This window comes from Runella zeae DSM 19591, assembly GCF_000423565.1.
GTDB lineage: Bacteria > Bacteroidota > Bacteroidia > Cytophagales > Spirosomataceae > Runella > Runella zeae.
Window position 1 is genome coordinate 1 of sequence record NZ_AUIF01000044.1, and the last position, 13,190, is coordinate 13,190.

The following is a 13,190-nucleotide window of genomic DNA, read 5'->3' on the forward strand; positions in this document are numbered from 1 at the left end:
TCCCGTAGGAGTCTGGCCCGTATCTCAGTGCCAGTGTGGGGGACCACGCTCTGACGCCCCCTACTGATCATCGTCTTGGTGAGCCGTTACCTCACCAACTAACTAATCAGACGCATGCCCATCTATCACCGATAAATCTTTAGCAATATCACCATGCGGTGTCCCTGCTTTATGCGGTATTAATCCCTGTTTCCAGAGGCTATCCCCCTGTGATAGGTAGGTTGCATACGTGTTACGCACCCGTACGACAGTGACATTGCTGCCCCTTCGCCTTGCATGTATTAGGCCTGCCGCTAGCGTTCATCCTGAGCCAGGATCAAACTCTCCATCGTAAATATTAAAAAATCAAAATTGACTGATTCACAAAGACTCGCTATTGAACCTTAACTTACTCATTATTTCAAAGAGCTAACCAAACTTGGCTTTTATTTCACATCTTTTGTGACTCGCCTTATGTTTGGGGTTGCAAAGGTCTTACTTTTATTTTTAACTTCCAAACTTTTTTTGACTTTTTTATTTTTCAAAAAATTATTTCCGAAGTTTTTTCTTTGCAGTGCCCCTCTCTCATTGTTTGGGAGTGCAAAGGTAGTAGTTCACTTTATACTGCACAAGTTATTACCAAAAAAAAATAACACTTTTATAAAAGTTCCTCAAATCCCTAAAGTATTCCTAGACATAGTACAATTATATACTAAAAAGCATTACTCTAAAGCCCACAAATCTTTAATTCCAATGATTTTTCTTACGGTAAATCCTTCTCCATATTTGAATCCCGCTGCATGACCATATTCTTCAGCGCGTGCTTTGATGAAGTTTAAAAAGTCGGGGGAAGAAATATAACTATTGGGTTCTGTACTATTAGGATCATAAAATTGGCTCTTGAAAGCCCTAATAGCCGCTTCTTTCTTATCCCAATAAGATGTAATGTCTACCACAAAATCTGGCTTAATATATCTATCTTGTACAAAATGATATATATATTTTGGACGCCAAGGTGCTTGAAGTAACCCTTCTTCATTTTTGGTCTCTACACGGCGTAGTCCCGAGATAAAACAAGCATCATATATAAGTGCAGCTCCTTTTCCATGATCGGGGTGACGGTCGTCTATGGCATTCGCCAATACAATATCTGGCTGGTATTTCCTTATATAAGGTACGATTGCCAGTTGGTTTTCTGTATCATTCCTAAAAAACCCATCTGCCAGTCCTGCATTTTCTCTAATACTTACGCCCAATACTTCTGCGGCGGCGGCAGCCTCTTGAAGCCTCAACTCTGGCGTACCCCGCGTTCCAAGTTCCCCTTTGGTAAGATCTAGGATGCCTACTTTGCGTCCTTGGGCAATAGCCGACAATAGCGTTCCTGCACACCCTAGTTCTACGTCGTCGGGATGCGCCGCAATAGCCAATATATCAAGTTTCATATTTTTTGTTTATTTTACACGAAGCCGCTGCCCTATTTTTAGGCGGGAACTCAAGCGTAGGCGATTTTTTTGAGCCAATTCTGAAGTAGATATTCCGTAACGATTAGCGATAGAATCAAGTGTTTCACCTCTTCTTACCCGGTGCAATACAGTACGTTTTACAGGGGCAGATTCGATATCAAATTCACTTTCGTAGGGTTTGCCACCTCTTAAATGATCCCAAACACGCGATGAAAGTACAAACCGATCGGCGCGAATTGTTTGCTTTGGAAAATCCCAAATCCATTCGGGACTAAAAGCATTTCCTTCATAACGATTTTCATAGTGTAAGTGATCTCCGTAGCTTCGTCCCGTATTCCCTCCTAGACCGAGCATGTCTCCGGCTTTTACCAATTGCCCTACCTCAACTGTCGTTTTAGAAAGGTGACCATATAAAGTTTCGAGGCCATTATAATGACGCACTAAAACAAATCTTCCGTACCCGCCTCCGTTGTAGGCTACGATGCGGACGATTCCGTCGTAAGTGCTATAAACAGGGTCTCCTGTGTTGAGATCGATGTCCATTCCTTCGTGCCAACGTCCCCATCGAGGTCCAAATTTTGAAGTTATTTTGGTTTCACTGGTGGGGAGATTCCAGAAATGCCCTTTGCTAGGGTCATACAAGTGCAAGGTGATATTGTCTTCAAATTCTAGCGGACTCAAATTATAAGGATTGATAGTACGAGAATCCCAAATAGCATAATAATCTGCTACCTGTACCCAATCATCTCCTACTTGTACAGAATCAATGATTTCGGCAACACTCGTTTCTCCTTCATCAATGGTGCCAGTAGTGTCGTCTGCTACGGTAGGATTAACGTCTTTGACAGGTTCAAATTGGCTTGAGAAGCGCATCTGAGGGGTAGTGGTTTCAAACTCTTCAAACTCATCTTTTTGAGGTTTAATAACCGGCGTACTTACTTCTTCTGTCTTGTTGGTTTTGATTTTAGGATTTTTTTTGAACAATCCTTTTTCTTGTGCTTGAGTAGAAGTCCAACTAAAAATTGAGGACAACATGAGGAGATAAAAAAATTTGGCTTTCATCAGTGGTTGATTTAGCCGACCATTGACCGGGGGGAACGTATCCATGCCCACTCAATCGCCGGGAATAAAACTTAAGTTAAAACGGGCGGTTAGTCCCGTGATGTGCCAATCCGAATATATTTGAGAATGAATCATACTTTTTTTTGCGAAAAAGGTTACGATTCATTCCCAAAATTTCAAATCAATGTAATCCTTTTTCGGCTAAATAACGCTCAGCGTCGAGGGCAGCCATACAGCCTGTACCTGCTGCCGTGATTGCTTGACGGTAAATATTGTCTTGAGCATCGCCACAAGCAAATACCCCAGTAATATTTGTTTTTGTACTTCCTTTTACGGTTTGGATATACCCAGCCGCATCCATATCAATATATTCTTTAAAAATGTCGGTGTTTGGTTTATGACCAATCGCCACAAAAAAACCAGTCACGTCTAGTTGCGTAGACTCGCCTGTCTGTACATTTTTAACTTTCACTCCTACTACTTCATTAGTCCCTAATACTTCTTCTGTTTCGGTATTCCACAGGATTTCGATATTGGGTAGAGATTTGACGCGCTCTTGCATGATCACCGAAGCTCTAAGTTCATCGCGCCTTACAATCATGTATACTTTTTTACACAGCTTTGCTAAGTAACTTGCCTCTTCACAAGCAGTATCGCCACCTCCTACAATGGCAACCTCTTGGTTTCTAAAGAAGAAACCATCACAAACAGCACAAGCTGATACACCATGACCATTGAGGCGCTGCTCCGATTCCAAACCTAGCCACTTTGCGGCAGCTCCTGTGGCGATAATAACCGTTGGGGATTCGATGAGATGATCTCCGTCAATCCAAACTTTATGAAGAGTTGAGTCCGAAAAATCTACTTTTGTTGCTAATCCATAACGGATATCTGCTCCAAAACGGCGTGCTTGAGCTTCGAAATCCATCATCATCTGAGGACCCTGCACTCCCTCTGGATATCCTGGGTAATTTTCAACATCTGTGGTAATGGTAAGCTGACCTCCCGGCTGACCACCTGTATATAAAACGGGATTTAATCCGGCACGTGAGGCATAAATGGCAGCGGTATAACCCGCAGGCCCCGAGCCAATAATCAAGCAAGATACTTTTTCAGAAGACATTACGAAATTGATATTTATAAGGTACGAACGTTTGGCCTTAACGGCCCGATTGGAAATGTTTAAAATAGCTATTCAATAAATCTTACAATCCAATCTTAAAAATCGTTCATTACTTTACTGCAAGTTTTTGCAAACAGGTTGCAAAATTAAGCAATTTTTTTTTTGATATCAAAGCCCTCTTCCTCTCCCTGTGCAAAGTTTACCAAATACGCCATTCTATACGTCTATTAAGCTGTCGATTTTCATCTGAGGTATTAGGCACCATGGGTTTTTCTTCACCAAATCCTACTGCTTTGATACGCTCTCGACCTATTCCCCCATTTATCAAATAATCCACAACACTCTGAGCACGCTTTTGTGATAGTATCTGATTTTGCTTGGCATCGCCCACGTCGTCGGTATGACCGGCTATTTCTATCCTTAGTGTAGGTTGTTGTTTCAATTGCTCTATCAGCTTGTTAAGCTCAGTAAGCGATTTGTCTTGCAAATCCGCTTTGCCCGTTTCAAAATAAATATTGCTTAATATTCCATAAGCGTTTAGGTTGAAAGGCTCTAATGAAATATCTAATCGGTAGCCTTCCGCTTTGCTTTTCTGACTATAATCAAAAGACAAACTCTTGTAAAAATAACCCGGAGCACTTACATATACTCCCCATTCAGATCCATTGGGTAAGGTCGTAAGGTAATGTCCCGTACTTGCATCTGACATAAACCGCTGCACGATTTTGTTGGTTTTCAAATCTACCAATTCGATGAGGGCTTTGATTGGCTTTTTGGTTTTGGAATCGGCTACGGCACCTTTCAAGAAATTCACCACACTAAACTGTTTCTTGAGTTCTTCTGGTAATTGGAAACGATACAATCTCGAAACACGCTGATTTCCCAATCGCTTGGTATCTAAAGAATAATACCCGTACCCGCCATCAGAAGTAATGACGAGCGCAACCTGATTGTCGGAAGTATTGATAGGATAACCTAGATTTCGAGGGGTTTTCCAACCCGTAGCCGTACTATCGGAGAAGAATAAATCATATCCACCAAAACCTTCATGCCCTTCAGAAGCAAAAAATAAGGTATGCCCATTGGCATGTAAAAAAGGAGACGCTTCATCTGCCACTGTGTTGATATCTTTTCCGAGATTTTGGGCGGGTGTCCATTGGTTATTTGCTTTTAACATACTAAACCAAACATCTCGCCCACCCGCTCCTCCTGGCCTATCCGAAATAAAATAGAGGATTCGACCATCGGGCGAAAGTGTAGGCTGCGACTCCCAATAATGAGAGTTGACAGCCATTCCCAAATTAGTTGGCTTTTCCCAATCTTCTCCGTATTTGTGACTGATGTACAAATCACAGCTCCCGTAGCCGTCGTTGCGATTGCAAGCCGTAAAAACCAGTGTTCTACCGTCAGCTGAGAGCGTAGCGGTGCCCTCATTGTCGGCAGTGTTGATTTTTTCGGAAATAGATGCAGGTATGCCCCATTTACCTTCTTTGTAAGAGGTCACAAACAAATCTTCGTCGTTTTCGGGCTTGAGCGCCGTAAAAACCATCGTCTCACCGTCGGCAGTAAGAGCCGGAAAATATTGTAAAATAAACTGATTGACTGTATCAGATAGCTCTTCAGGATGAATCACCCAGGCATTCAAAATTTCTTTTTCGGCATAAGTACAAGTAGCCAATTGTCGTTGGGCACGCTTTAGTGCCATACTGTTGGGTTTAAAAAAAACGATATAGTGTTCTAAATCTTTTTTGGCTTGTGCATATTCCCCTGCCCGAAGGTGAAATTCGATAAGCTTCTGATACGCTGACGCAAACTGCGGCGCGTCGGGCCGAAGATTCACGCTTTTACGATAAGATTGAAGTGCCAATTCGGGCTGGGTAAATACGTCATAAAGCTGTCCTTTCCGAAAATGGGCTTCGGCTAGCGTAGAGTCGTATTTGAGGGCTTCATCTACCCACTGACTTGCTCGCCCAAAGTCTTTTTCGTTAAAAAACTTAGTACTTTTCTCAAAAGCCTCGAGGGCTTTTTTGTTGGAAGAAGAACTTACATAAGCCGAAGCCTGTGCCTGACAGAAATAGGGGCGTACCCCACTTATCACTATAAACAAACCAAAAGCTAAGATTATTTTCATGCGTGGTTTCAATCAATAATACGCCATTCTACCCTACGATTTTGGCGGCGGTTTTCGTCTGATATATTTTCAACTAAAGGTTTGGTACTTCCAAAACCTTTGGCCTGTAGTCGAGTTGGCATTACTCCCGCTTGTTGTAGATAATCAACAACGGTAAGCGCTCTTCTCAACGACAAATCCATGTTTTTATCTTGTTGGCCTACGTCATCGGTGTGACCTTCAATCTGTATTTTTAAATATGGATATTTCAATAAGTAATCAGCCAATTGTTTGAGCTCCCCTGACGACGTAGAATCCAAATCGGTTTTATTATTTAAAAAAAGAATATTTTTTATCCTTATACTCCGATTTTGCTCCCATTTCCACAAAACTACATCTAATGATGGCGAAGCACTTTTCAACAATGAATCCAGCTCCAACTCCCAATGGAGGGGATAATATCCTTCTTTCTCAATAGAAACGTTTACTTTCACATTTTTGGGGTAAACAAACAAAAATTTTCCCGTGGAGTCATCAGAAGTATAATTTGATACTTGATTTGATGAGTCATGTATGCTCTGAATTGTAACACGAGCTCCCAAGGGTTCGGATGTCTGACCATCTCTTACCATTCCTTTTATAAACATCACTACAGGGCACCATGCTACCAAGGAATCGGGCAAGGGTGTACGACAAATCACCGTTTGCGGCAAATTTTGGTAAATGCGTTGTGTAGCATGATATTGATAAGAATATAGCATTTCTTGGCAATCTGGTGAAATATAAAAGCCTATTTGATGAGCATGATCATTGAGAGGGTAACCAAAATGAGCGGGTTGTGACCAGTTTGCCTTTATTTTTTTTGAAACAAATACATCAAAACCACCCATACCTTCGGGCCCATCAGAAGAAAAAAACAGCGACACGTTGTTGGTATGGATAAAAGGGGAAATCTCATCAAATTCAGTATTGATTAGAGAACCTAGGTTTTGGGGAATTTGCCAAAAACCTTCCGCATCTGCTTCACTTACCCAAATATCCTTTCCTCCTTGGCCGCCAGGGCGGTCTGATGAAAAATACAAAGTATGTCCATCAGCCGAAAGACTAGGTTGCGATTCCCAATGGGGTGAATTAATGACTTTTCCTAAATTTCGAGGAGTTGACCATTGGGTTCCTGTTTTTCGAGTTTCGTACAAATCGCATTTGCCATAACCATCGCTACGGTCACAGGCAGTAAATATCAACATACGCCCATCGGCAGAAATTGCACAGGTACCTTCATTTTGGGAAGAATTGATGTTAGTAGAGATAGAAACAGGGGAAGTCCAGCCCGATGTGGTTCGCTCACTTATCACAATATCCTCATCACCGTTATTTATCGTAAATATCAACGAAGTTAAATCCGCCGTCATCACAGGATAGCTTTGATGAAGCTTTGCATTCAAAAACACAGGAAGTGGCGAATTTTGAACCGAAGCGCGGGTCTTTTCCCACTCTTTTTGGGCAAATAAGCTTTGCTTTAAACTTCGCTTGATGCTTCTTGAAGTAGCATTGGCGGCATTAGGGTGCAATCTAAGATAGTCTTCGAGATACTTTTGGGCAATCTGATAAGACCCTTCTTGTAGATAATGTTCTCCTAGTATTTTGTAAATATTTGAAAAAGCTATTTCATTAGAATCAAGAGCCACGGCTCTTTCAAAATACCTCAATACCTCCTTTTCTTTATCTAACTCATGGGATAATATTTGGCCAATGCGCATATAAGGCGCCGCAAAATTACTATCTATTTCTACCACTTGTTGGTATAAAGCCAAGGCTTGTTTGCTATCAAAAGGCAGTATTCGTTCGGCCGACTGATAAAGCCTTAATGCTTTTGGGGAGGTTTTGTGCTGAGCAAAAACTTGCGAAATGAAGAAAAAAGAGAAAAAATACTTGCAAAAACAGCCTAACGATACACTTCTTGCTAAGGAATATCCATGTATTTGTGAGTTTGTAATGAAATACGCCATTGAGGGTGCTGTTTTACATACTCAACGATAAGGGGCGTCATTTCTTGTACACGGCTCCATTCGGGTTGTAAAAGCAAAATACAATTATCACTGACCAAGGCAGCATGCTTTTCGGCAAACTCAAAATCAGACTTATTGTACACGATTACTTTTAATTCGTGCGCTTGTGCATAGACACTTTCGTGGGGGGCTTTAAATTTTTTAGGCGAAAAACAAACCCAATCCCACTTCCCCGACATAGGGTGCGCTCCCGAAGTTTCGATATTGGTCTGAAAACCAGCCGCTTTCAAAGCTTCTGTAAGCTCCTCTAAAGGATACATCAGTGGCTCCCCACCCGTAACCACCGCCATACGAGCAGGATACTGCAAAGCTTCTTGTACAATATTGTCAATACTTAGTTTGGGATGAGCCTCCGCATCCCACGAATCTTTGACATCACACCATACACAGCCCACATCGCAGCCCCCAAGGCGAATAAAATAAGCCGCCTTGCCACTGTGAAATCCTTCGCCTTGCAAAGTATAGAAGGCCTCCATTACAGGTAGAGACGCCCTTTGCAGGGGCGTCTCTACAAAATTGTTGTATTGATCCATAATCCGCTTCTATGCGTCAATGAATGACTCGACTATTTTAAATCTTGAATGTCCAACATTCCGATGGGCTTGCCTCCGTCTGTGACTAAGATTGTATCGACACTTGTCTTTTTAAACAACGCGGCAGCGGCATCCAAAAGAGCATCGGCTTCAATCGACACAGGCATTTTGTATTCAAACTCTCCTACTGTTTTGCTCAACACATCACGGCCCTCATTTGAAAGCTTACGACGCAAATCTCCGTCTGTAAATACGCCTTTTACGCTTCCATCAGGATTGACAACAGTCACGCACCCAAAGCCATATTCGGTCATTTTGACGATAGCATCCGCCAAAATAGTATCAGCTGATACGATAGGATTGATACCATTGATAGCCTCTCCTACCGATACCGTAATCAAACGCGTATGCTCCACAAACTGCTGAGTACCAATAGCCGTAAAGTTATTCTCGGTCAAAGTCTTCATGATTTTCCAAGGCACGGTGATAGTATGGCATCCCAAATCGATGGCATTGCGCACATGTTCGGCATTGCGTACCGACGAAAACATTACTTTGGAATCCGAACCATAAAAATTCACCATTTCTACACACTCTCCAATAAGCTTGATAGCATCATAGCCTTGGTCTTGCATTCGCCCCGCCAATACACAAATGTAGCTAGCACCCGCGCACAGAGCCATATAGGCTTGCTGAATGGTGTATACAAGGTGTACGTTGACCATCATACCACGGTCGCGGAGCATTTTACAAGCGCGTACGCCTTCAAGCGAAACCGGAATTTTAAAGACCGTTTTGGTGGGGTCAAGCCCGAGCGCTAGCTGACGCTCTGCATCTTTGAGAATATCTTCGGCAGTATCACCAAGAGCTTCAATCTGAAGTACGGGTACGATTTTGGAAAGTTTTACAATCATGGCATCCAAGTCGGTAACGCCTTCGCGGTGCATGAAAGTAGGGGTAGTAGTAAGACCCGCTAAAAAACCGAGTTGAAAAGCATTTTCGATTTCTTTTAAGTCGGCTGAATCAAGGTATAATTCCATTTTTAATTGGTTACGCGTTAGGTTTATCCGTGGTATACGGCACAAAATTTCGGCAAAGGTCGCAAAAAAATAGAGGAACTCAATATGAAAGATTTGATTTAGTCAAGTATTGAAACTTTAGGTACTTCCACAATCTCGGCCTTCAAGTATCGTCCATAGGTAGTATACACCCATCTCTCCACTTTATGTTTTTCACTATAATGGCTCGAATACCACCCTTCACTCAAACTTAAACGCACTTCTTGTTCTTTTTCGTCAGATACTTTCATTGAAAAATCGGTTGTAAAATTAGGAGAAGGATGCCAAATCTGATGCATGGGCAAATCAACAGGCGCATTCTCTAACCAATCTTCTACAATCCAGTGCAATTGTCCCTTTGTTTTGGTAACTCTTCGGCGATGAATGATATTTTTCCCCAACTGCCCGAAAGCACGTATATATCCTTCAAAAATCACAACTGAGCTATCAGTACTTGTCCACTGTCCCTCTGCTTTTTTGACCCAATGATACCACACAAATCGTGGCCCTTTTTGCATTTGGTCGTAAGTATCTAGCATGAGGGTATTGTGCGAAGCTGTACCAGCAAAATACTTTATCCATTGCTCATCGGTATTGTACAAATACGAACCTGCATCTCGCAAGATATTTTCTCCTTTGACCCAGATATCCAAATGCAAATTGTCGGCTTGAAAAGGCCGGTTTTTGTACGCTCCACACCTAACAAAGGTCAGTACACTTTCTTCTTTAAAACTATAATATCCTCCAATATCAAAGTGCTGAAGAGATAGTTGGGAAACATCTTTTTTGGGTAATTGAGAAGTGCTTAATCCATACCAAAAAGTTTCGTCGGTATTTTCACGCTGTTGTCCAAGTACTGCCGCCAAAGCGGATAATTGAGGGCGATAATCACGAAAATGAGCATCTGATAGCGGAAAAAACAGCGCGCCGTCGTTGTTGCCGTAGTTGGGCAGCCAACCCGTAATGTCATCTTGACATGCTTCCAAAAATGCTAGCGATTTTCTAGCTCTCTCATACAATACTTCATCAAAACGCTCATGATTGAGATGCGCCAAACGAATCCCCCAAGTGAGCAATTGTACCACCACGCGGTGATAATTCATCGAAAACTGCAAAAAAGTGCCGTCTTCGTAGATTTGGTACGCTACTTCTTCTTCAAACCATTTTTTACCTTTTGCCTTCCAGCGTTTTGATTCAGGAAAATAAGGGTACAATACCCCCACTAAATACAACGTGAGGGTTTCGGTAATAGCGTGATTGTTTCTGACAGCAATCCTCGAAAAATCAATATTGGCTTCCACATGCCGCATTTGCCAATAAACAATGTGCATGATGCGTTCAAAACGCTCGGTAGTCAAAGCTGGGCTATGCTTATAATAATGTAGAGCAAAGGTCCAATTGAGTACCCTCAGCGACATTTCTTGACTGCAACGCCAGTTGGGGCCGCAATTGACGGGATTGGCCGCAATCCAGCCATCAATCTCGCTAAAAACAGTTTCCGAAAAATCGGTTTGAGTAGATAAGTCATAACGAATCAGGGGATACAAAAACGCAAATCGGGACTTTTCCCATACATATTTGATGTCTCCTGCCGTAGACGAAAAATCTGGAATTTGGGTCCAATGCCGCGTAGCGTCGTAGCGATAGCCATTGGAAGGGTTTACTAACCAATCTTTAACTTGATAGTATTTGGCACTAAAAAACAGGATATTTCCTGACTGATATTCGGCTATCTGCTGCTGCAGTTTAGGCGAAGGGCCTGCCTTAGAGAAGGATAAAAGACTGTTTTTACTTTCGAAAAAAAAAGAAACAGGTAGCTCACGCCATTTTTCTACAGAAATCCACCTTTCAAAAGGAGGTGATGTAGGAAAAGCAGCTTTGAGTAGTCCTGTTTTTCGACGTACTTCATACCACACTCGAAACCACGCATAACGCGGCCCCATGTTGCGTAATATTTGAAAAAAAGCCCACATTCCTTCAGAAAGAGAAAGAGCCATGACTTGGGGCCACGGCTCTCATGCATGTGTTTTTGTTGTACTATTTTTCTTCCTCTACCTCTTTGGTTTCGGTAGCTGCCTCAAATACCTCTGGTAAATATTTCAAAAGGATATTGTACCAGTTGATAATCTTACGCATATCAGACAAATACACTTTGTCGCTATCATAGCCTGGCAAAACCTCCGACATAAAATCTACCAACTGATAGTCTGAAAGGGCTTTGGCATCCAATGTTTTATCTTTGTATTTGGCATGAATTGACAAAAACACATCCGCTAAAGGAGTGGCTTTTTGGTCGTCAGCCATAAAAATAGAAATATCTTTCAACACCGACACTCTAGCAGAAGCGCCCATCATTGACTTGTCACGTTTGTCATCTAAGCTCTCGACGATTACACCTCCACGACCAGGTTTTAAAATGCGGTAAAGACCGCTTTTGCCCGAAAAATTGGCAATCTCTTTCAACAATTCCATATGATAGTAATGATTTTTGCGATGTTAATTTTAGCAATCAGGGCGCAAAAATAAAAGTTTTTTCAAACGTTTTACATCAAATCTAAAGGAATTAATCCTTTGCCAACAAATAGCCCCTTACCAAAGTTAATTCTATCAAACCCAACAATTAGCATCCAGAATCAGTAGATTTGTAGCTTATTCCCCATTTATATTTGTCAGTATTCATTCACTTGCCACCCTTATCCAATGCGAAGCGTTCTTATATTTTTAATGTTCTGTATTGCTACTAGTACCTTTGCTCAATCCGACACTACCATTACGCTACAAGCCATTACGGGGCTTCAATATGACCTCGCCAGATTTGCAGTCAAGCCTTCTCAAAAGGTCACTATTGTGTTCAAAAATGTGGACGATATGGCTCATAACCTCGTTTTTACCCAGCCCGGCAAACGCCTCTCCGTAGTAGAAACAGTCATCAAAATGGGAGATAAAGCCCAAGCTACCAACTATGTCCCAGCATCTACCGAAGTGTTGGCCGCCAGCAAAATATTGATTCCCAATTCAACCGAAACGTTTTCATTTGTGGCTCCTCCCCAAGAGGGAGTATACCCTTATGTATGTACTTATCCGGGGCATGGCTATGTCATGTATGGTGCTATGTATGTGACTACTAAGGCATTGCCTCCTCTTAGCAAAGATGCTAACATTCCTCCTACGCGTCAAATCGACGCGCCCGTCGAAATAGTTTCGCCGCATCCGTTTCCGCTGGAGTATCCTCTCATTTATCGCACTTTCATGCCAGACTGTGGCCCTGCGGCTATTGCGGTGGCTATCAATCCCAACCATTCTTATTGCTTTGATGCTGGCAAGTGTTATTTACGCTATGCTTGGACGGGGGGATTTGTGGACAACACCGCCCATTGGAAAGGCAACGGCAACGCGCTTGCTGCTATCAAAGGAATGATTTATTTCAAAGACAAAGTCACTTATCCACTGCGTATTGGAAAAGCTGATAAGCTCCCCGAAGTGCATTTTAAAGGATATTCGCTCCAAAAACGTTTGCCCGTTTTCAGCTATACCCTCGACGGCGTAGCAGTCAAAGAAACCTTAAAAAGCTTGATAGATGATAGCGGGCTATCACGTACATTTTCGTTTGGAAAACCCACTCAACAAACTTTATATTTTGTAACACAAACCGACGACGGCATCGTTTATAAATCATCTACCGGCAAGTGGACCAATGGAGTACTGATGATTCCGAAAGGTACCACTCAACTTACGCTCACCATGAAGCGCCAAACGGCGACTCATTCGGTTCATCATCACTAGATTTTTATTT

The 13,190-nt window shown here is 42.2% G+C and carries 10 protein-coding genes and 1 rRNA gene; 1 reads left to right on the forward strand and 10 read right to left on the reverse strand.

The features are described from left to right. From G563_RS0113530 to G563_RS0113575, 10 genes are all read right to left on the reverse strand, one after another. A 16S ribosomal RNA gene (locus G563_RS0113530) occupies positions 1-332 on the reverse strand; the annotation flags it as partial. 369 nt (positions 333-701) lie between these two features. Next, positions 702-1,421 (reverse strand): bacillithiol biosynthesis deacetylase BshB1, encoded by a 720-nt coding sequence (bshB1, locus tag G563_RS0113535; protein ID WP_028665786.1) that lies wholly within the window; start codon positions 1,419-1,421, stop codon positions 702-704. 9 nt (positions 1,422-1,430) lie between these two features. Then, a complete protein-coding gene (locus tag G563_RS0113540; RefSeq protein ID WP_229598505.1) occupies positions 1,431-2,477 on the reverse strand; it encodes a peptidoglycan DD-metalloendopeptidase family protein in 1,047 nt (348 codons plus the stop codon). A gap of 208 nt (positions 2,478-2,685) precedes the next feature. Beyond that, entirely contained in the window at positions 2,686-3,627 is a 942-nt protein-coding gene (gene trxB, locus G563_RS0113545; RefSeq protein ID WP_028665788.1) for a thioredoxin-disulfide reductase, read from the reverse strand. 199 nt (positions 3,628-3,826) lie between these two features. Continuing rightward, positions 3,827-5,758, reverse strand: coding sequence for an OmpA family protein (locus G563_RS39155; RefSeq protein WP_063828408.1), 1,932 nt, complete (start codon positions 5,756-5,758; stop codon positions 3,827-3,829). An 8-nt stretch (positions 5,759-5,766) separates the two neighbouring features. Further along, positions 5,767-7,746 (reverse strand): OmpA family protein, encoded by a 1,980-nt coding sequence (locus G563_RS0113555; protein WP_028665789.1) that lies wholly within the window; start codon positions 7,744-7,746, stop codon positions 5,767-5,769. After that, the gene (locus tag G563_RS0113560; RefSeq protein ID WP_051210966.1) at positions 7,701-8,339 is read right to left on the reverse strand and encodes a 7-carboxy-7-deazaguanine synthase QueE; all 639 of its coding nucleotides are present in this window, start codon (positions 8,337-8,339) and stop codon (positions 7,701-7,703) included. The genes G563_RS0113555 and G563_RS0113560 overlap by 46 nt, the downstream gene beginning before the upstream one ends. 32 nt (positions 8,340-8,371) lie before the next feature. Further along, entirely contained in the window at positions 8,372-9,379 is a 1,008-nt protein-coding gene (locus G563_RS0113565; protein WP_028665791.1) for a transaldolase family protein, read from the reverse strand. Between the two features lie 98 nt (positions 9,380-9,477). Continuing rightward, positions 9,478-11,394: a heparinase II/III family protein gene (locus G563_RS0113570; protein WP_084650853.1), complete on the reverse strand. Its 1,917-nt coding sequence runs from the start codon at positions 11,392-11,394 to the stop codon at positions 9,478-9,480. Between the two features lie 40 nt (positions 11,395-11,434). Continuing rightward, positions 11,435-11,869, reverse strand: a complete 435-nt coding sequence (locus G563_RS0113575; RefSeq protein ID WP_028665793.1) for a DUF5606 family protein — start codon at positions 11,867-11,869, stop codon at positions 11,435-11,437. Positions 11,870-12,097: 228 nt separating this feature from the next. Between G563_RS0113575 and G563_RS0113580 the strand changes: the two genes are divergently transcribed. After that, positions 12,098-13,180 (forward strand): plastocyanin/azurin family copper-binding protein, encoded by a 1,083-nt coding sequence (locus G563_RS0113580; RefSeq protein WP_063828409.1) that lies wholly within the window; start codon positions 12,098-12,100, stop codon positions 13,178-13,180. Positions 13,181-13,190: the final 10 nt, after the last annotated feature.

Bases quoted from the DNA above. Each gene is read 5' to 3' on its own strand.
- bshB1 (WP_028665786.1), bottom strand. From the start codon at position 1,421: ATGAAACTTGATATATTGGCTATTGCGGCGCATCCCGACGACGTAGAA.
- G563_RS0113540 (WP_229598505.1), bottom strand. From the start codon at position 2,477: ATGTTGTCCTCAATTTTTAGTTGGACTTCTACTCAAGCACAAGAAAAA.
- trxB (WP_028665788.1), bottom strand. From the start codon at position 3,627: ATGTCTTCTGAAAAAGTATCTTGCTTGATTATTGGCTCGGGGCCTGCG.
- G563_RS39155 (WP_063828408.1), bottom strand. From the start codon at position 5,758: ATGAAAATAATCTTAGCTTTTGGTTTGTTTATAGTGATAAGTGGGGTA.
- G563_RS0113555 (WP_028665789.1), bottom strand. From the start codon at position 7,746: ATGGCGTATTTCATTACAAACTCACAAATACATGGATATTCCTTAGCA.
- G563_RS0113560 (WP_051210966.1), bottom strand. From the start codon at position 8,339: ATGGATCAATACAACAATTTTGTAGAGACGCCCCTGCAAAGGGCGTCT.
- G563_RS0113565 (WP_028665791.1), bottom strand. From the start codon at position 9,379: ATGGAATTATACCTTGATTCAGCCGACTTAAAAGAAATCGAAAATGCT.
- G563_RS0113570 (WP_084650853.1), bottom strand. From the start codon at position 11,394: ATGGCTCTTTCTCTTTCTGAAGGAATGTGGGCTTTTTTTCAAATATTA.
- G563_RS0113575 (WP_028665793.1), bottom strand. From the start codon at position 11,869: ATGGAATTGTTGAAAGAGATTGCCAATTTTTCGGGCAAAAGCGGTCTT.
- G563_RS0113580 (WP_063828409.1), top strand. From the start codon at position 12,098: ATGCGAAGCGTTCTTATATTTTTAATGTTCTGTATTGCTACTAGTACC.